General features: G+C 60.6%; 18 protein-coding genes. 13 read left to right on the forward strand and 5 right to left on the reverse strand.

The features are described from left to right. Positions 1 to 8: 8 nt before the first annotated feature. Together ACR0FB_RS15310 and ACR0FB_RS15315 are read left to right on the forward strand one after the other, a co-directional pair. Positions 9 to 740, forward strand: coding sequence for an SDR family NAD(P)-dependent oxidoreductase (locus ACR0FB_RS15310; RefSeq protein WP_480621147.1), 732 nt, complete (start codon positions 9 to 11; stop codon positions 738 to 740). Then, positions 737 to 1,471, forward strand: coding sequence for an SDR family NAD(P)-dependent oxidoreductase (locus tag ACR0FB_RS15315; protein ID WP_480485456.1), 735 nt, complete (start codon positions 737 to 739; stop codon positions 1,469 to 1,471). The genes ACR0FB_RS15310 and ACR0FB_RS15315 overlap by 4 nt, the downstream gene beginning before the upstream one ends. A gap of 10 nt (positions 1,472 to 1,481) precedes the next feature. Here the strand turns inward: ACR0FB_RS15315 and ACR0FB_RS15320 are convergent, their stop codons facing one another. Genes ACR0FB_RS15320 through ACR0FB_RS15335 form a run of 4 tightly spaced genes read right to left on the reverse strand, consistent with a single transcriptional unit; the run spans position 1,482 to position 5,956 of the window. After that, positions 1,482 to 2,822 carry an NAD(P)/FAD-dependent oxidoreductase gene (locus tag ACR0FB_RS15320; protein WP_480492579.1) on the reverse strand — a complete coding sequence of 447 codons (1,341 nt, stop codon included), beginning with the start codon at positions 2,820 to 2,822 and terminating at the stop codon, positions 1,482 to 1,484. Next, a complete protein-coding gene (locus ACR0FB_RS15325; protein ID WP_480621149.1) occupies positions 2,819 to 4,315 on the reverse strand; it encodes an aldehyde dehydrogenase in 1,497 nt (498 codons plus the stop codon). The genes ACR0FB_RS15320 and ACR0FB_RS15325 overlap by 4 nt, the downstream gene beginning before the upstream one ends. Positions 4,316 to 4,320: 5 nt before the next feature. Continuing rightward, positions 4,321 to 5,238 (reverse strand): dihydrodipicolinate synthase family protein, encoded by a 918-nt coding sequence (locus tag ACR0FB_RS15330; protein WP_480492577.1) that lies wholly within the window; start codon positions 5,236 to 5,238, stop codon positions 4,321 to 4,323. A gap of 7 nt (positions 5,239 to 5,245) precedes the next feature. Then, positions 5,246 to 5,956, reverse strand: coding sequence for a GntR family transcriptional regulator (locus ACR0FB_RS15335; protein ID WP_480621151.1), 711 nt, complete (start codon positions 5,954 to 5,956; stop codon positions 5,246 to 5,248). Positions 5,957 to 6,124: 168 nt separating this feature from the next. Here ACR0FB_RS15335 and ACR0FB_RS15340 point away from each other — a divergent pair, with 168 nt between their 5' ends. After that, positions 6,125 to 7,075 carry a GlxA family transcriptional regulator gene (locus ACR0FB_RS15340; RefSeq protein ID WP_480485464.1) on the forward strand — a complete coding sequence of 317 codons (951 nt, stop codon included), beginning with the start codon at positions 6,125 to 6,127 and terminating at the stop codon, positions 7,073 to 7,075. A gap of 472 nt (positions 7,076 to 7,547) precedes the next feature. Here ACR0FB_RS15340 and ACR0FB_RS15345 read toward each other — a convergent pair whose 3' ends face one another. Next, positions 7,548 to 8,105, reverse strand: a complete 558-nt coding sequence (locus ACR0FB_RS15345) for a ZrgA family zinc uptake protein (protein WP_480621153.1) — start codon at positions 8,103 to 8,105, stop codon at positions 7,548 to 7,550. Positions 8,106 to 8,354: 249 nt separating this feature from the next. Here ACR0FB_RS15345 and ACR0FB_RS15350 point away from each other — a divergent pair, with 249 nt between their 5' ends. From ACR0FB_RS15350 to speB, 10 genes are all read left to right on the forward strand, one after another. Further along, positions 8,355 to 9,626, forward strand: a complete 1,272-nt coding sequence (locus tag ACR0FB_RS15350; RefSeq protein WP_480621155.1) for an imelysin family protein — start codon at positions 8,355 to 8,357, stop codon at positions 9,624 to 9,626. Between the two features lie 86 nt (positions 9,627 to 9,712). Continuing rightward, the gene (locus ACR0FB_RS15355) at positions 9,713 to 10,006 is read left to right on the forward strand and encodes a (2Fe-2S)-binding protein (protein ID WP_171722804.1); all 294 of its coding nucleotides are present in this window, start codon (positions 9,713 to 9,715) and stop codon (positions 10,004 to 10,006) included. After that, positions 9,954 to 10,439 (forward strand): bacterioferritin, encoded by a 486-nt coding sequence (gene bfr, locus ACR0FB_RS15360; protein ID WP_170346155.1) that lies wholly within the window; start codon positions 9,954 to 9,956, stop codon positions 10,437 to 10,439. Before ACR0FB_RS15355 ends, bfr begins: the two co-directional genes overlap by 53 nt. Beyond that, positions 10,399 to 11,946: a di-heme oxidoreductase family protein gene (locus tag ACR0FB_RS15365; RefSeq protein ID WP_480621157.1), complete on the forward strand. Its 1,548-nt coding sequence runs from the start codon at positions 10,399 to 10,401 to the stop codon at positions 11,944 to 11,946. The genes bfr and ACR0FB_RS15365 overlap by 41 nt, the downstream gene beginning before the upstream one ends. A 3-nt stretch (positions 11,947 to 11,949) precedes the next feature. After that, positions 11,950 to 12,960 carry an imelysin family protein gene (locus tag ACR0FB_RS15370; protein WP_480621159.1) on the forward strand — a complete coding sequence of 337 codons (1,011 nt, stop codon included), beginning with the start codon at positions 11,950 to 11,952 and terminating at the stop codon, positions 12,958 to 12,960. A 3-nt stretch (positions 12,961 to 12,963) separates the two neighbouring features. Then, entirely contained in the window at positions 12,964 to 14,049 is a 1,086-nt protein-coding gene (locus ACR0FB_RS15375; RefSeq protein WP_480485474.1) for a DUF1513 domain-containing protein, read from the forward strand. Positions 14,050 to 14,150: 101 nt separating this feature from the next. Beyond that, positions 14,151 to 16,040 (forward strand): biosynthetic arginine decarboxylase, encoded by a 1,890-nt coding sequence (gene speA, locus ACR0FB_RS15380; RefSeq protein WP_480621161.1) that lies wholly within the window; start codon positions 14,151 to 14,153, stop codon positions 16,038 to 16,040. A 25-nt stretch (positions 16,041 to 16,065) separates the two neighbouring features. After that, complete coding sequence (locus ACR0FB_RS15385; RefSeq protein WP_480621163.1) at positions 16,066 to 17,289, forward strand: saccharopine dehydrogenase family protein; 1,224 nt, start codon at positions 16,066 to 16,068, stop codon at positions 17,287 to 17,289. Between the two features lie 106 nt (positions 17,290 to 17,395). Next, complete coding sequence (gene nspC, locus ACR0FB_RS15390) at positions 17,396 to 18,565, forward strand: carboxynorspermidine decarboxylase (protein ID WP_480621165.1); 1,170 nt, start codon at positions 17,396 to 17,398, stop codon at positions 18,563 to 18,565. Then, complete coding sequence (speB, locus tag ACR0FB_RS15395; protein ID WP_171634201.1) at positions 18,562 to 19,404, forward strand: agmatinase; 843 nt, start codon at positions 18,562 to 18,564, stop codon at positions 19,402 to 19,404. Before nspC ends, speB begins: the two co-directional genes overlap by 4 nt. The last annotated feature ends 12 nt before the right edge of the window (positions 19,405 to 19,416 follow it).

The following is a 19,416-nucleotide window of genomic DNA, read 5'->3' on the forward strand; positions in this document are numbered from 1 at the left end:
ATGACAATATGAACCTGAAAGGAAAATCGGCTCTGGTCACTGGCGCGGCTGGCGGCATCGGGGCGTCAATCGTTCAACGCCTGCGCAATGCCGGGGCGCGGGTCGCAGTCGCCGACCGGGCTGTCGATGCCATCGAGGCCGAGGCACATCTGCCCGGTGATCTGCTTGTTCCCGAATATGCAGACCAGCTGCCCGGCGCAGCCGCGTCCGCATTGGGCGGGCTTGACATCGTGATCAACAATGCGGGCGTCATCACGCGCGGGTCGGTCACGGATACGTCTGATGCGGATTGGTCTCTGTCATTGGGTGTCAATGTCGAAGCCCCGTTCCGCATTTGTCGTGCGGCAATTCCGATCATGGCGGACGCTGGCGGCGGGGCCATCGTCAACACTGCGTCCTGCTGGGGGCTGCGCCCCGGCCCCAATCATGCGGTCTATTGCATGACCAAGGCGGCCATCGCGTCCCTGACCCAGTGCATGGGCATGGATCACGCCCATCAGAGTATCCGCATCAACGCCGTTTGCCCGAACGAAGTGAATACCCCGATGCTGCGATCAGGCTTTGAAAAGCGGGGGTTTGACCCCGATACAGCCGTGGCCGAACTGGGCCGGACCGTGCCGCTGGGCCGGATCGCCGAGCCCGAGGACATCGCCGACGTCATCATGTTCCTGGTCTCGGACGCGTCGCGTTATGTTTGCGGCACGCTGGTTGAGGTGAATGGAGGGAAACCGGTATCATGAGGCGGTTCGATGGAAAGGTGGCACTGGTCACCGGCGGGCGCAGCGGCATCGGCAAGGCCATTGCCCGGCGTTTGCACGACGAAGGCGCACTGGTCTTCACCGCCCAACGTGGTCAGGACACCGAATTCCAAGGCATTGCTGCAGATTTCACCCTTCCCGACAGCCCGGCACAGGTGGTCAACAAAGTGATCGCGAAAGCCGGGCGTCTGGACGTGTTGGTCAACAACGCCGGCATGATGCAGGAAGCCTCGGTCGAAGGAATGAGCCTTGAGGACTGGCACCGCAACCTGACGGTGAACCTGACCGCCCCGTTCCTGATGATCAAGGCCGCGCTGCCGCATCTGCGCCAGACCAAGGGCGCCATCGTCAACACCGGATCCATAGAAGGCCTGGGCAGCAATCCCGGTCACGCTGCCTATTGCGCATCAAAGGCAGGGTTGCACGGCCTGACCCGCGCCGTTGCCGTGGATCACGGGGGCGAAGGTATCCGCTGCAACGCCGTCGCGCCCGGTTGGATCGATACCGAGTTGAACGAGGATTTCATCGAATCCATGCCCGACCCGCCCGCATTCCGTCGCGACATCGCCAAAATCCACCCGGTGGCCCGAACAGGGCGGTCTGAAGAAGTTGCCGCGCTCGTCGCGTTTCTGGCGTCCGGGGATGCGGGTTTCATCACCGGGCAGGTCTTTACGATAGATGGTGGGCGTATGGCCAAGCTGAGCTTGCCCTGATGCCCACGCGTCATTCCTTGCCGGACCGCCATTCTTTCCAGATCAGATAGCTGTTCGCCCCAAGCGAGGCGAAAGGCTCGGGCGGCAATCGCGGAAGATCCGGCTGCGCCAGAAAGTGATCCGCGATCTCTGATCCGCCTTGCAGCGCCAGTTCCGCGATGCCCATGCCTTGCAGGGTGCCGCGGGCGATGCCCAGGCCGTTCTGGCAGCAGGCCGAGAACACGCCATCCGCCACTTCGCCGAACGCCGCAGACCCATTGCGGCTGAGGCACAGCATCCCGGCCCAGCGATGCTCCATCCGTACATCGGGCAGATGCGGAAAGCGTTCACGGAACTTCCGGTCATGCACCCAGCCGGCATTGCGCAACCGCATCCGGGTGGTTTCTATCGTCGGGTGAAAACTGGACCCGGTGCGGATCAGGATGCGATCCCCATAGCTGCCCGAAATGCGCCGGACCGAGGTGCCCATCGGATCCGCCGGGGTCACCGACCAGCGCGGTTGCCCGCCCAGTGTCTTGATCTGCGCCTCGGTCAGCGGCGCCGTGATCGAGGCGTAGAGGCAGATATGCATCAATTGCCGTTGGTAGAATCCGAAGCTTTCCAGATGGCCATTGTTGGCCAGAACGATCCGCCCGGTGCTGACTTTGGCCCTGGCGGTGTTGACCACCCAACCTGCGCCCTGCTTTTCAAAGCTGGTGACTGGCGCGTTCTCGAATACGTTGATTTGGCCAGCCAGTTGACCCGACAGCGCCCGTACATAGGCTGCGGGCTGGATCATCACCGTCCCCGGCGCAAACAGCCCCGAAACATAATGCGGGCTGCCCGTGATCTCTTGCATCTGCTTTTGGTCATACAGCGTGTGCGGCTCACCCAGTTTGGTCAGATGCTCGGCGAAGGCGCGGTTATGGGCGTCTCCTGCCCGTGTGGCGGCTGCATTGTATTTTCCGCAAGGGTCGAACATTTCCTGCGGCAGGTCGCAATCGGCGGCGACCTCGGTCGCGAAAGCGATGGCCTTGCGGTTCAGGGCAATGGCGGCGCGATCCGCTTCCAGCCCATCGCCTGCGTAATTGTCCGAGGCCAGATCATGCGGCAGGTCGATCATGAACCCCGAGTTCCGTCCCGCCGAACCATCGGCAAATCGGCCCGCTTCCAGCAGGGCGATCTTCAGCGAAGGGTCCAGTTGGTGCAATCGCCGCGCCGCCGTCAGCCCGGCAAACCCTCCGCCGACAATGGTGATGTCGGCGGTCAGGTCCTGTTCGAGCTCTGGCAGAGGGTCCTGGGGCGGCAGGATGGCATTCCATCCCGCCGGACCGGTCTGCCGCGGCAGTCTTTTGGCCTCGTATCGTGTCAATCCACAGCCTCGTCGGCGTCGTCTGCAAGATCGATCCAGATGGTTTTCAGCTGGGTGTACTGATCATGCGCATGGATCGAGTTGTCGCGCCCGCCAAAGCCCGATTGCTTGTGGCCGCCAAACGGCGTGGTGATGTCGCCTTCGCCAAAGCTGTTGACGGTCACGGTGCCCGCCCGGATCGCCCGCGCACCACGAATGGCCCGTTTGGCGTTGGCGGTAAAGATCGAGGCACACAAGCCATAATCGGTGTCATTGGCGATCTTGATGGCCTCGTCAAAGCCCGACACTTCGATCACCGACAGGACCGGGCCGAAGATCTCCTCTCGGGCAAGCACGGCGTCATTGCCCGGCACTTCGACGACGGTCGCCTCGACAAAGCCTTTATCGGCCTTGCCGCCGATCACCACGTTTTCAACCTGATCGAGATATCCGCAGACCTTGTTGTAATGCCCTTCGCTGACCAGCGCGCCCATGCGGGTTTCAGGATCCAGCGGGTCGCCGATGTTCCACTGTTTGGCGTGATGCGCGATGCGGTCCAGCAGTTCGGCTTTCACGTCTTTGTGCACGATCAGGCGCGACGAGGCAGAGCAGTTCTCGCCCATGTTCCAGAACGCACCGTTCACCACATGCGCCGCCACCCGGTCTAGGTTTTCGGCGTCATCCATGACGATGGCAGGGTTCTTGCCGCCCATCTCAAGCACCACTTCCTTGGCGTTGCTTTCCGCCGAATAGGTCAGGAACCGTTTGCCCGTCACCGTCGAGCCGGTGAAGGACACCATGTCGATATCCATGTGCCGCCCGATGGGTTCGCCCACGTCGGCACCGCCACCCGGTACGATGTTCAGCACGCCGCGGGGAAGGCCAGCCTCCATCGCCAGTTCGGCCATACGCAGCGCGGTCAGTGTGGTTTCAGCCGCGGGTTTCACAACCACTGAACATCCCGCCGCCAGTGCCGGGCCGATCTTCCACCCCAGCATCAGCAGGGGGAAGTTCCACGGCAGTACCAGCCCCACGACGCCGATCGGCTCACGCACGACCATGGCGATATGGTCGTCGCTGGCAGGTGCGACCTGATCGTAGATCTTGTCGATCGCCTCGGCATGCCATTTCAGACAGTGAATGGTTTCGGGCACGTCCACGGTTTCGCAGTCATAGATGGTCTTGCCACTGTCGAGGCTTTCCATCACCGCCAGTTCGCGGGCATTGCGGGTCATCAGCTTGGCCAGCCGGATCAGCACGTCCTTGCGCTCGGACGGGTGCAGTTTCGACCAGCGGCCATCGTCGAAGGCCTCGCGCGCTTTTTCGACTGCAAAATCCACATCCGCCGCACCGCAGGATGCGATATTGGCAAGCTTGTCGCCGGTGGCCGGGTTTACGGTTGCAAACGTCTCACCCGAGATCGCCGGGCGGAATGCGCCGTCGATGAACGCCCCGGTCGGCAGGTTCAGGCCTGCGGCGATGGATTGGTATTCGTCCTGTGTTAGCAGATCCATGTCTCTTACCCTTCCGCCACGATGTCGGCGATTGTCTTCTTCAGCACGCGCGTGACCTGTTCCAGCGCGCGTTTGTCGTCCTTGTTCAAGCCCTTCAACGGAGGCCGCATAGCGCCCGCATCGATCCCGTTCATGGTCACGCCATGCTTTATGGTCTGGATGAACTTGCCACCCTGTTCCAGCACCCGCATCAGCGGCATCATCGCCGACATGATCCGGCGGCCCTTGTTGAAATTCCCTTCGACCACGCAGGCCTGATACAGAGCCACATGTTCGGCAGGCAGGAAGTTGGACCCGCCGCACACCCAGAACGGCGCACCCCAGGCAAAGAATTCGAGCGCCTGATCATCCATGCCGCAGCCAAGCTGGATATGCGGATAGTCGCGGGCCAGCAAATGCACCCGGTTGATATCGCCCGAGCTTTCCTTGATGCCGCAGAAGTTGCGACTGCGGCCGACGCGGTCGAGGAATTCCTCACCCATCATCGTGCCGGTGCGGTGCGGGTAGTTGTACAGCATCACCGGCAGGTCCGCGGCCTTGTCGATGGCCAGCGCATTCAGCGCGTTTTCCCGATCAGTCGGCACCGAATACGGCGGGCTGGCCAGCAGGATCGCATCGGCGCCGATTTCGCGCGCGCCAGCGGCAAGGGCAATCGAATCCGGCGTCAGCATCGCGCCTGTGCCAACCACCAATGGCAACCGGCCCTTCAACTGCTCATGCGTGAACCGGGCCAGTTCCACACGTTCGTGGACGGTCTGGGCATAGTTCTCGCCGGTTGAGCCACCCGAGATCAGGCCATGCACGCCGTTTTCGATCAGGTATTCGATCACGTCGGACAGCATGTCCCAATTCACGCTGCCATCGTCGTGATAGGGCGTGACCACAGGGGTATAGATCCCCTCAAACTTGAAAATCGGGTTCATTCCGTCCTCATGCAGGTTTCGAAAGGGGCGGGACGCCCATCGGGACATCCAGCGCGTCAGGCATCACGAACATCTCGATCTGATCGCGTGACAGGTTCCAGTGATCTTCGGCCAGCTGCGCAGCAGCCGCCTCGTCGCGCGCCTCGATGGCGGCGATGATGGCGTCGTGCTGGCGGCTTGCTTCGGACAGGTTCTCGGACATCTCAGCCGTCTGAGGCCGGTAAAACGTCATGCCGATCCGGGCGTGATCGATCAACAGCCGGTTGAACGACGGCAGCAGGTAGACATTTCCGGACATTTCGCCGGTCACGTCATGAAAGCGGTTGTTGGCCAAGGCTCGGTCCTCGCCGGACCCGGACCGAAGGGCCGCCTTGAACGCCTGCTGGGCCTTTTTCAAATCATTGATCTGGGCGTTCGACGCATTCAAAGCCGCCAAACGCAGGATCGCTCCGTATACCATGGGCGCGGCAAGGAAGAAGTCGCGCAGTGTGGTGTAGGACATCTCGGAAACCCGGGCGCTGCGGTTTGTCCGCAGATCCAGATAGCCTTCGCCAGCCAATTGTCGAAACACCTCGCGCAGCGGCGTGCGCGACAAGCCGAATTCCTCGGACAAGTGCGCCTCGTCCAGATCGGCGCCCGGGCGCAGGCGCAGCGTGAGGATGGACACTTTCAGGTGCTCTTTCAGCGCGCTTTTGCGAGACATGGCTTCGTCTTTCATGCTTTGGCCTCATCCTTCTGTTCGGCGAACGCGGTCGAATCGCGTGCGGTCACAGTTTTGTATTCCATAAAAATACAACTTGTATACAATAATAGTTCGTGCAGCATAAGAGCCTGCGAAATAGACTCATGTTCTGGGCATTGTCCCAGCTTGCAAACGGTACTGCTCATGCCTCAGACGCGGCACATCACTTTCATCCTTGTCGAGGAGTTCTCGCACCTTGCGTTTTCATGCGCAGTCGAACCCTTGCGGATCGCCAATCTTGTGAGCGGCGATGAACTGTACCGCTGGTCCTTTCTGTCAGAACATGGCGAGCAGGCCGTGTGCTCGAACGGATCCATCACGCTGGTGCATTCCGGCCTTCAGGGTCTGGCCAAATGTGATCAGCTGTTTGTCTTGTCGGGCATTCACATGCGTGACCACGTCACCCGCCCCCTGCTTGCAACCCTGCGCCGCGAACGCGCGCGCGGCACGAAAATCGGCGCCCTGTGCTCGGGGGCATGGGTGCTGGCCGAGGCTGGCTTTCTCGACGGAATGCAAGCGGCAATCCACTGGGAATATCACGACGCGTTCATGGAGGCCTTTCCCGAGGTCAACCTGGTACGCAGCGTGTTCGTGGCCGATGAAAAGCACATTACCGCATCTGGCGGAACGGCAACGGCGGATCTGATGCTGCACCTGATCGAACGCGATCACGGTGAAGAACTGGCCATCGATGTGGCGGATCAGATGGTCTATAACGCGGTACGCAATGCCACGGCCAAACAACGGGTTTCCCTGCAATCACGCAACGGAATGCGCAATGCGCACCTCGCCAAGGCAATTACAATCATGCAGGACAGTATCGAAACCCCGGTTTCCCCTTCGTTCATTGCAGAAGAACTTGGCATTTCAACTCGGCAGCTTGAGCGGCTGTTTGGAAAATACCTCAACACGTCGCCCAAGAAATACTTCATGGAAATGCGGCTGGAACGCGCCCAGAAACTGCTGCTTCAGACCGAAGCATCCGTCACCGAGATTGCCGTGGCCTGCGGCTTTGAAAACCCGGGCCATTTTTCGCGCGTCTACCGATCAAGCTTTGGCGTCACCCCGCACGCGCAACGCAACAAGATCGACTGACATTGTGTGGTAGTGGTTTTGCCGCAATCGAAACGGCAGGGGATGCCGCGCTTTGTCGGCCCATGACGGGCCTGAACGGGCATCCCCCTAACCCTGCCGAGATACCCCCTCATTAAAACCGGACTAGTCAACAGATCGGCAGGATGATGTACCAATAGATTTGGATATTGGCATAAGTTTTGCGAGAACTTGTCATACATGCGATTCTTGTGCCCTTATTCGTTAATCTTTGCCTCAATTGGAGACTTTTGATTCAGCGAAGTCCGGCAACCTCAAAGGCCATAACCACTTGCAAAAAATATAAATTACAGGTTTCGTCCTTGCTGCATTCAAAGATCGCACCGGGGAGCAATATGCTTCGATCTGAGGTGTTCGTTTTCTGCCCGGCACCCCACGGATGGACGGGGCAATCTTGGCTCGACAGATTCGGCTGCGTGCCTGAAACCGCCCAACAGGCGCTCGAGCGCCGTTTCTAACGGATTTGCGTCATATCCAGCCTGGGCGCGGCGCGCGTGATTTCATGGGCGCTGGTCGCCGCGCCTGATCCGACGCGAACGTTCAGCTTCTCTGTCCCGTTGAACCGCTGGAAATACGCAAATTCCATCGTGGTCAGCGCATCCATATCCTGACATTGAACAACGTAGTCAGCCTGAAATTCCGAATGTTCGCCCGTTGCGAATGACGTGCCCCCTTCGCCCGCGTTGTCCTGCTGCCCCGGAATATCATGCGTCAGGATCACGTTTGCAGATGCGGTAAAACACACGGCGTCGGGCGGGACGACAAACAGATCCAGTGGTTTGGACAGTTCGGAAATCGCGATGGCGACACGCGTACGCTCGTCATCACTTGCCACCGGGGTCTCGAACCCAATGATGTCAATGCTTGGAACCCTGAGCGACAGCGTAAATTTCGTGTCCGTAAACACGATTTCCAATTGACCGGACCCATGTTGATGGGTGGGCGTGATCTGCGTCGCCTGAGCGGCAAGAGCTGCCGGAAAAAGAGACAACGCCAGAACAGAGCACTTCATTAACCAAAAACCGCCTTTAACAGAATCACAACAGTGATTTTATCGCGAATCACCTGCCACGCAACGTTAACCCTCGGATCGGAGCTCGCCAGATTTGGGGAGGAGCGTGGGATTCAACCATCACCACCTATATCCGACAATAAAACTCAGGTTGACATTGCCGACTAAATCACTCAGTTATTTCTTCGCAAAACCCGCGGGGCATCCCCGCGCGGTCCGACAGTTCTGACAGGAAAGCACCGAACTCCTATGACCAAGTTATTCACCACTGCCAGCGCCCTGACATTTTGCATGGCAACCCCCGCGATCTCGGGTGATGCCCCCACCAAGGCAGATGTACTGAACACCTATGCCAATATTGCGGAAGCCAAATTTGAGGACAGCCTGATTTCAGCCAGGAAATTGCAGGATGCGGTCAACGCGCTGATCGCCGATCCCTCGGACGCAACGTTGAACGCGGCGCGCGCGGCCTGGGTTGCTGCGCGTGTCCCCTATCAGCAGACGGAAGTCTATCGCTTCGGCAATGCCATCGTTGATGACTGGGAAGGCAAGGTGAACGCCTGGCCCTTGGACGAAGGGCTGATCGACTATGTCGACGCGGCCTACGGCGGCGCGACGGACGAAAACGAATTTGCCGTGCTGAACGTCATCGCCAACCCCAGTTTCCAACTGTCGGGCGAGACCATTGATGCCAGCGAAATCACCCCCGAACTGCTGAGCGACACCTTGCACGAAGCCGATGGTATCGAGGCGAATGTGGCAACCGGCTATCACGCCATCGAGTTCCTTCTGTGGGGTCAGGACATGAACGGCCATGGCGCCGGTGCCGGCAACCGCCCAGCGACCGATTATGCGCAGGGCGAGGACTGTACCGGCGGCCATTGCGACCGTCGCGCGCAATATCTGAGCGCTGCGACCGAACTGCTGGTCAGCGATCTGGCCTGGATGGCGGATCAGTGGAAAGACGGCGGAGCGGCGCGCGCAGCCCTTGTGGAGAACGAAGCAGCAGGCATCAGCGCGATCCTGACCGGCATGGGTTCTCTCTCGTATGGCGAGCAAGCCGGCGAACGGATGCGCCTTGGCCTGATGCTGAACGATCCCGAAGAAGAACATGACTGCTTTTCGGACAACACCCACAACAGCCATTACTATGACGGGTTGGGCATCCAGAACGTCTATCTGGGCAGCTATACCCGCATTGATGGCACCCCGGTTTCGGGCGCATCTCTGGCCGATCTGGTCATCGCCACCGATCCGGCGCTGGATACCGAGATGAAAGCGAAACTGGCCGCCACCATGCAGGCCCTGGGCAAGATCAAGACAACGGCCGAGGCGGGATTTGCCTATGACCAGATGCTTGAGCGCGGTAACGAAGGCGGTGAGGCCCTGATCATGGGAGGCGTCAACGGCCTGATCGATCAGACCAAAACGATCGAGCGCATCGTAACCGCGCTGGAGCTGGACGGGGTTGCGTTTGAAGGGTCAGACAGCCTGGATAACCCGGACGCCGTCTTCCATTAATCTTCAAGCGGGCCGGAGAGGGTTTCTTTCCGGCCCCTGCAAACCTTACTGATCGCCTGACAGGGCGGCGAAACGAGCCAAGACCAATGATTGTCTGCCACTGCACCAACATATCCGATCACGACATCCGTGCCGCCATCGATTGGATGCGCACGGCGGATCCGCGGACCATAATCACCCCCGGCAAGATCTACCATGCCCTTGGCAAATCGGCGGATTGTGGCGGGTGCATGCCGCTGTTCCTAGACACAATGCGGGCCAGCGGTAATCTGGAAGTCCCCATGCAACTCCGCACTTTGCGTGCCGGAGCAACACAGGAGAAGGCTGATGAAAGGCGATCCGAAGGTCATCGAATATCTGAACAAGTCTCTGCGGCATGAGCTGACTGCCGTCAGTCAATACTGGCTGCATTACCGCCTGCAAGAAGACTGGGGCCTTGGCCATATGGCCAAGAAAAGCCGCGAGGAAAGCATCGAAGAGATGGGCCACGCGGACAAGCTGATCGAACGGATCATCTTTTTGGAAGGTCACCCCAACCTTCAGAAACTGGACCCGTTGCGGATCGGTCAGACGCCGAAGGAAACGCTGGAATGCGACCTGGCGGCCGAGATCGACGCCAGGGCACTTTACAAGGAAGCGCGCGAGTATTGTCGGGAGGCCGGCGACTTTGTCTCCATGTCGCTGTTCGAACAGTTGATGTCCGATGAAGAGGGACATATCGACTTCCTCGAAACGCAGCTCGACCTGTATGAAAGGATCGGCGAAGCCAATTATGCGCAACTCAACGCATCGAAAATGGACGAAGGCGAATAGTCTTTTTGCCCTGTCAGTGGCCGCCCTGGCGGCCACCCCCTCCCTGGCAGCCGAGCTGCGGGACCTGCATCTGAAATTCACCCCCCGCACCGACGAGGAACGCGCCCGCATTGCCGCCGTGACGGCACCCCCGCAGGATTTTGGCGTGTCGCAGCCGTTCGAAGAACTCTCGGCCGGGGCGGCAACTGTCCGGGTCCGCAACGACGCGGATGCGTTCTCGCAACCCTCGGGCAATCTGAGCTTCGAGCAGGAGCTGGATTTCAAGGTCGGCAACGGGTTGTTCAAGAAAATCTGGGTGTCGTCACCATCATCCACATTGGCCTCTGACGGGTTGGGGCCGCTGTACAACGCGCGATCCTGCCAGCGTTGCCATATAAAGGATGGGCGGGGGCACACACCGAACGGGCCCGATGACAACGCGGTCTCAATGTTCCTTCGGGTCTCGATCCCCGGCGCGCCGGAAGACGGGTATGCCGAGATCGAGGATTACATCGCCACCCGGCCCGATCCCAACTATGGCGGGCAGATGCAGGATTTCGCGCTTACGGGGCATCCGGCGGAATATCGGCTGGATATCTCTTACGAAGAAGTCCCTGTTGAACTCTCTGACGGCGAGACCGCGTCACTGCGCCGCCCGACTTACAGGGCCGCTGATCTGGGCTATGGCCCGCTGCACCCGGATGCAATGCTGAGCCCGCGGGTCGCACCACAGATGATCGGGCTTGGCCTGCTCGAGGCGATCCCGGTCGAAGACCTTCTGGCCAAGGCTGATCCCGACGACGTGGATGGGGATGGCATCTCGGGCCGTCCGAACATCGTCTGGTCTGTTGAATACGGCGCCCCGATGATGGGCCGGTTCGGGCACAAGGCAGGCATGCCGACGGTGATGGAGCAATCCGCCGCAGCCTTTGCCGGGGATATCGGTATTTCAAGCCCGCTTTACCCGGCACCTCAGGGGGACTGCACGGACTTGCAGGTGAACTGCGTCGAGGCCCCGCATGGCGACACCGATACCCGCGAGTTCGAGATCGATCAGCAGGGCATGGACCTGGTGGATTTCTACAGCCGCAATCTGGGCGTGCCCGGCCGCCGTGATGTCGACGACCCCGAGGTTTTGCGCGGCAAAGAGGTGTTTCACACGACCGGCTGCGCATCCTGTCATACTCCGGCCCATGTCACCCACCGGTTGGAAGATCGGCCCGAGCACAGTTTTCAGCTGATCTGGCCTTACACGGATCTGCTGCTGCATGACATGGGCGAAGGTCTGGCGGATCACCGCCCCGAGGCCCGCGCGACGGGGCGCGAATGGCGGACGCCGCCTTTGTGGGGTGTTGGTCTGACCGAACGCGTCTCGGGCCACACGCAGTTTCTGCATGACGGGCGGGCACGCAATCTGCTCGAGGCGATCCTGTGGCACGGCGGCGAAGCCCAGGCCGCGCGCGATGCGGTTGTGTCGATGCCGAAAACTGACCGCGACGCCCTGATCCGTTTTCTGGAGAGCCTCTGACCCATGCGTATTCTTACAATTATTGCCGCGTTGATGATGCCGCTTGCCGCACAGGCGCAGGACCGCGCACCGATCCTGATGGACGTTGCCGAGACACATATACTGCCCAGGTTCGACAAGCTGCCGGAAACGACCGGGGCTCTGGTCAGTGCATCGCGGGTGGATTGCGATCCGACCTCACCTGCGTTGCGCGCGGCTTATGATGCGGCCTTCGACAGCTGGATTTCCGCCAGTCACCTGCGGTTCGGTCCGACCGAGGTCGATGATCGTGCATTTGCCATGGCGTTCTGGCCCGACACGAAAGGGTTCACCTCCAAAGCCCTGTCCCAGCATATCGCAACCGAGGATGACGCCGTGCAAGACCCCGAAGCCTATGCCGAGACATCCATAGCCGGACGCGGGTTCTTTGCGCTGGAACGAATGCTGTTCGATCCCGCCTTTGCAGAGCAGGGCAATGCGGATTACCGCTGCGCGCTGATTCAGGCGATCGCGGCGGACATTGATGCCAACGCACGGGCGATGGCCGATGACTGGCAAAGCTATGCCCCCAGCCTGACCCGGCCCGGCAAGAACGGCCGCTACCGAACGCAGGACGAAGCGATGCAGGAACTGTTCAAGGCGTTGTCCACGGGTCTTGAGTTCACGGCCGACACTCGGCTTGGTCGCCCGTTGGGCACGTTCGACCGCCCGCGTCCGAACCGCGCCGAAGCGTGGCGGTCGAAGCGATCCTTGCGCCATGTCGAACTTTCGCTGATGGCCCTTCGTGATCTTGCATCGCGATTGGCCTTTGATCATCCCGATATCGCCGCGGATCTGGATGCTGCCTTTGCGCGCGCCATTGAGAATGCCCAGCCCATTGACGACCCGGCGCTGGCGGGCGTTTCGGATCCGCAGGCCCGGTTCCGTATCGAGGCCCTGCAACAGTCCATCCACGATATTCGCGCCATTGCTTCGACTGAACTTGGCCCGACGCTGGGCATCAGCGCAGGCTTCAATTCTCTGGACGGAGATTGATCCGTGACATCGCGCCGCCGTTTCCTTGCAGGGCTTGCTGCAACCTCTCTTCCTCCGATCCATGGATGGGCCTCGGTGGGCACGCCGGAGTTTCTGGCCGCAGCGCTGTTTCCGGATGGTTCGTATCGACTGGCCGGGCTGGATGCACAGGGAACCCTTCTGTTTTCCGTGCCCCTGCCCGCGCGCGGGCATGCGGCGGCGGCACATCCGGTCAAAGCACAGGCCGTCGCCTTTGCGCGCCGTCCGGGCACCTTTGCCGTGGTGATTGATTGCGTGACGGGATCACCGATCGCGCGGCTGACGGCGCCGGAAGGCCGGCATTTCTATGGTCACGGTACTTTTTCAGCCGACGGCACGATTTTCTTTGCCACCGAAAACGATTACGAGGCCGGAAAAGGTATCATAGGCGTCTGGAACGCTGAAACCTTTGCGCGCTTGGGCGAATTCCCGTCCGGCGGCGTCGGGCCGCATGACATGCGGTTGATGCCGGGTGGGAAAACGCTTGTGATTGCCAATGGCGGTATCGAAACCCATCCCGAAACCGGGCGCACGAAACTGAACCTGCCGACGATGAAGCCCAACCTGACCTACCTTTCCCTGACGGGCCTGGTTCAGGAACAGGTGTCGCTGTCGCCTGCGCTTCACAAGAACTCGATCCGCCATCTGGCGGTCCGTCGCGACGGGCTGGTGGGCTTTGCGATGCAGTGGCAGGGCAGCAAAGCCGAACATCCGCCCTTGCTGGGCCTGCACCGTCAGGGGGAAAACCCGCACCTTCTGTCTGCGCCGGTGCAGGATCAGAGCACGCTGCAAGGTTATGCGGGCAGCATCGCGTTTTCGGCGGATGGTGCAACCGTTGCCATCACCTGTCCACGCGGCAATGCGTTGCAGCGGTTCGACGTGGCCAGTGGCACATTCAGCGATGCGTTCGAGCTTGAGGATGTCTGCGGGCTTGGTTCCGGCCCAAACGATTTGGTTTTCACCACCGGAACCGGTGTGTTCGGCGCGTTGACCACTGCGCACCCCGAGATCCGGACCCGCGCGATGTGCCAGTGGGACAATCATCTGGTCCCGATCAGCCCACCGGCATGAAATTCGGATTTTTCCGTCACATAGTTTAGACTTGGAAGAATCAAACAGCTGCCGTATTGCCGGGCGCGAAACTGGCACCCCAACGTTAAGGACCGACTTGATTGAAACAGACGCCCGACGCACCGCATTCGATCTACGGAGTTGAGAAATGGGGCAAAGGCCTCATCGAGGTGACGGAGCAGGGCGAGATCGGTCTGCGCAATCCCTTGGCTCCCGATGTTGGCGCGATCAGCCTGCCAGGTATTCTCAGCGATCTGAACGACCGAGGCATCAAGGCCCCGATGGTTCTGCGCGTCTCTTCCTATCTGGAACACGAGATCGCACATCTGAACGAAAGCTTCCGCGAAGCCATCGCCCGCGTCGGCTACATGGGCAGCTATCGCGGTGTGTTCCCGATCAAGGTGAACCAGCAGGCCCAGGTCGTCGACCGGATCGTCGAATTCGGCAAGAAGTACAACTATGGGCTCGAGGCCGGGTCCAAACCCGAACTGGTGATCGCACTGGCACATCGGCTGGCCAGCGAAGCGCTGATCGTCTGCAACGGCGTCAAGGATGCCGAATTCATCCAGCTGGCCATCCTGTCCCGCAAGATCGGGTTCAACACGGTGATCGTTCTTGAAAGCCCGAAAGAGGCTGACACGGTGATCGAAGTATACAAAGAGCTGGGCATTGAACCCCTGATTGGCGTGCGGGTCAAGCTGACCAACCAGATCAGCGGCAAATGGGAAGAAAGCTCGGGCGACCGGTCCGCCTTTGGTATGAACACCGATCAACTGGTGGCCACGGTGGACAAGCTGCGCGACGCGGGCCTTCTGCATTGCCTGAAGTTGCAGCATTCGCATCTGGGCTCTCAGGTGCAGGACGTCAACGACGTGCGCCGCGCGGTGGGCGAGGCCTGCCGCTATTACACCGAACTGACGCGCGAGGGCGTGCCGCTGACCCATCTGGACCTCGGCGGTGGTATGGGGGTGGACTATACCGGTGAAAAGAAGGCGGCTGAAAACTCGATCAACTACACGGTCGAGGAATACTGCGCTAATGTGGTGGAAACCGTGGCCTATGCCATGGACGAGGCCGAGATGGACCACCCGACGCTGGTTACCGAAAGCGGCCGCGCGGTGGTGGCGACGTCGTCGATGCTGGTGTTCAACGTGCTGGAAAGCACGCTCTATGATGCGCCCAACGGCCCCGAGGTTGAAGCCGACGATCACCACATGGTTTCAGACCTTGCCGCGGTGCACGGCTATCTCAGCAAAGACCGTCTTCAGGAATGCTGGAACGACGCCACCTTCTATCGCAACGAATTGCGCGCCCTGTTCCGCCGTGGATATGTAGACCTGCGCCAGATGGCCCGGGCCGAACGGATCTACCTGTCGCTGATGGCCCGCCTCAAGGCGCTGGCGGCCAGTGACGATCTGGAAACCGACGTGGACGACCAGCTTGAGAAAGTGGCCGATATCTACCACTGCAACTTTTCTCTGTTTCAGTCCTTGCCAGACGTCTGGGCCATTGACCAGCTGCATCCCATCGTGCCCTTGCAGGGCCTGAACCAGACACCCGACCGCCGGGCAGTCCTGTCCGACATCACCTGCGACAGCGACGGTAAGATCGACCGGTTCATCCTGGCAGACGGTGTTTCACCCAGTCTGCCGGTACATACCCTGCCGGAAGATGATGAATATTTCATGGGCGTCTTTTTCGTCGGCGCCTATCAGGAAACGCTGGGGGATCTGCACAACCTGTTCGGCGACACCAACGTCGTCACCATCGACCTGCGCGCTGACGGAGGGTTCGACCTGCTGCACGAACAAGAGGGCGACACGATCAGTCAGGTGCTGTCCTATGTCGAATTCGACCCCACCGACTGCGTCGCCGCCTTCCGCAAAATGGTGGACGAGGCGATCTCGACCGGTACTCTGAAAGCCAAGGACCGCAAAACCCTGATGAGCGCTTATCGCGACTCGATCAACGGCTACACCTATTACGAATAACCCCCTGTGAGAGGAGATTACCCCCATGGGTTCACTTAGTGGCAAAACACTGGTTGTCGGCGCGGGCGGCGTATCCCACGCCGCCGTGCACAAGATGGCGATGAATTCGGACATCTTCACCGAAATCACACTGGCCAGCCGGACCAAGTCGAAATGCGACGCCATCGCCAAATCGGTGAAAGAGCGCGTGGGCGTTGACATCGCCACCGCCGAGCTTGACGCCTACAAGGTCGAAGACACGGTCAAGCTGATCAAGGAAACCGGTGCCGAGATCCTGGTGAACCTGGCCCTGCCCTATCAGGACCTGGTGTTGATGGACGCCTGCCTCGAGGCCGGGTGCCACTATCTCGACACTGCGAACTACGAGCCCGAGGATGAGGCCAAGTTCGAATATCACTGGCAATGGGCCTATCAGGACAAGTTCAAACAGGCTGGCCTGACCGCCATCCTCGGCTCGGGTTTTGATCCGGGCGTGACATCCGTCTTCGCCAAGTGGCTCAAGAAACACAAGCTGGACACGATCCGCCAGATCGACGTGCTCGACGCCAATGGCGGCAGCAACGACCAAGAATTCGCCACCAACTTCAACCCCGAGATCAACCTGCGCGAAGTGCTGGCCGAGGTGCGCCACTGGGAAGGTGGCGAGTGGAAACACTCCCCCGCCATGACCCATAAGGTCGAGTTCGACTTTCCCGCCATCGGCCCCAAGAACATGTACCTAATGTATCACGAAGAACTGGAGTCGCTCTCGACCCACTTCCCCGAGATCGAACGCGCGCGTTTCTGGATGACCTTCGGCGACGCCTACATCACCCATGCCAAAGTGCTGGAAAATGTCGGCATGACCCGCATCGATCCGGTGATGCATGACGGCAAGGAAATCATCCCGATCCAGTTCCTGAAAACCCTGCTGCCCGATCCCGGCGATCTGGGCGCCGAAACCAAGGGCAAGGCCTGCATCGGCGACATCGCCACGGGTCAGGCCAAGGACGGATCGGGCGAAAAGACCTATTACATCTACAACATCTGCGACCACGAAGAATGCTATGCCGAGGTCGGATCACAAGCGGTCAGCTATACGACCGGCGTCCCCGCGATGATCGGAGCAGCACAGGTGCTGAAAGGTAACTGGACCCAGCCGGGCGTGTGGAACATGGAACAGCTCGACCCGGATGACTTCATGGACATGCTCAACACCCACGGCCTTCCCTGGCAGGTCCACGAACTCGACGGCCCCGTCGACTTCTGATCCCTCGGGGCAGTCCGCGCGACCGCCCTGCTTCATCTGGCTAAAAATATCCCCGGGGGTGCGGGGGGCAGTCCCCCCGGGCTTTTCACAATCGGAGACGCCCGACATGTCCGACATGATGACCACACAGGCCGGAGACGCCGGAGCCTTCCGCCACTTCGACCTGACACGCGTGCCGTCACCCTGTTTCGTCGTCGACGAAAAGGCGGTAGAGCGAAATCTGGAGGTTCTGGCCGATATCGGTGAGCGCTCTGGCGCGCATGTCCTGTCGGCGCTCAAGGCCTTTTCGATGTTCGCGCTGGCCCCTCTGGTGCGACAGTATCTCGGCGGCACCTGCGCCAGCGGCATCTACGAGGCCCGGCTGGGCCGCGAGGAATATGGCGGCGAGGTCGCCACATTCTGCGCGGGCTACAAGGATTCCGACATCGACGAAATCCTTGCGCTCTCGGACCACATCATCTTCAACAGCCCCGGGCAGAAAGACCGCTTTCTTGCCAAGGCACAGGCCGCGGGGCGGCAGGTCGGGCTGCGCATCAACCCTGAACACTCCGAAGGCGAGGTCGCGAAATACGACCCCTGCGCACCGTGTTCACGCCTCGGCACCCCGGTCAGCCAGCTGGACGCCAAGGCGCTGGAGGGCGTGGACGGGCTGCACATGCACACGCTCTGCGAACAGGGGTTCGAACCGCTGGCGCGCACCTGGGCCGCGGTCGAACCTAAACTCGCCCCCTTCCTGAACGACCTGAAGTGGCTCAATTTCGGCGGCGGCCACCACATCACCCGCAGCGACTATGACCGCGACGGGCTGGTAGAGTTCATCAAACACATCCGCGCCAAATACGGCGTCGAAGTCTATCTGGAACCCGGCGAGGCCGTGGCGTTGGATGCGGGCATCCTGATGGGCGAAATCCTCGACCTGCCGCACAACGGCATGGATCTGGCGATCACCGATATCTCAGCCACCTGCCACATGCCCGACGTGATCGAGGCCCCCTATCGGCCCGCCCTGATGGACGAGGCCGAAGCTGGCCACACCTACCGCCTCGGCGGCCCCTCGTGCCTGGCGGGCGACGTGATCGGCGACTACACTTGGGCCGAGCCGCTGCGGATCGGGCAGCGCTTTGCCTTCCTCGATCAGGCGCATTACTCGATGGTCAAGACCAACACGTTCAACGGCGTGCCCCTGCCCACCATCGCCCTGTGGAACAGCGAAACCGATGACCTGAAGATCATCAGGGAATTCGGCTATGACGACTTTAAGGACAGACTTTCATGAGCATTTTCCTCGACAGCGAACTGACCGAGGCCGAACGCAGCGAAGACGCCCGGTTCCGTGTGATCCCGGTGCCGCTGGAGCGCACGGTCTCATACGGGTCTGGCACCGCCAAAGGCCCCGAAGCGATCATCGAGGCCAGCAATGAACTCGAACGCATCACGGGTCACGCGGAACCCTGCGTCGAAGGCATCTTTACCGAAGCCCCACTGGATTGCGCCGGCCCGCTGCCGGACGTCATGGAGCGCCTCGCCCAGCACACCGAGGCCGCCGTCCGTGCCGGCAAGGTGCCGGTCACGCTGGGCGGTGAACACTCGCTCAGCTATGGCGCGGTCATGGGTGTGACCCGCGCCCTGGGCCAGCCCGTCGGTATCGTGCAGATCGACGCCCATGCCGATCTGCGCAACGCCTATCAGGGCGAAAAACACTCGCATGCCTCGGTGATGCATCTGCTGGCCGAGGAAGGTATCCCATTGGCCCAGTTCGGCGTGCGCGCCTTTTCCACCGAGGAAGCCAAAAGCCGCCTGAGGAACCACGTCTTCCACGTGGATGCCGAAGAGCTGGTGACCGGCAACATCCATGCCGTCGACCTGCCCGACGACTTCCCCGAACTGGTCTATGTCAGCTTTGACGTTGATGGGCTGGACCCGGCGCAGATGCCCGCGACCGGCACGCCTGTTCCGGGCGGGCTGGGATACTATCAGGCGCTTCGCCTGGTGGAACATGCGTTGAAGGGTCGTAAATGCGTCGGCTTCGACGTGGTCGAACTGGCCCCCGACGGCAATGCCGCCTGGGATTTCACCGCGGCGCAGATCGTCTATCGCCTGATGGCGAGCTGCTGATCAGACAGGCGG

This window comes from Ruegeria sp. P10 (genome assembly GCF_056534925.1).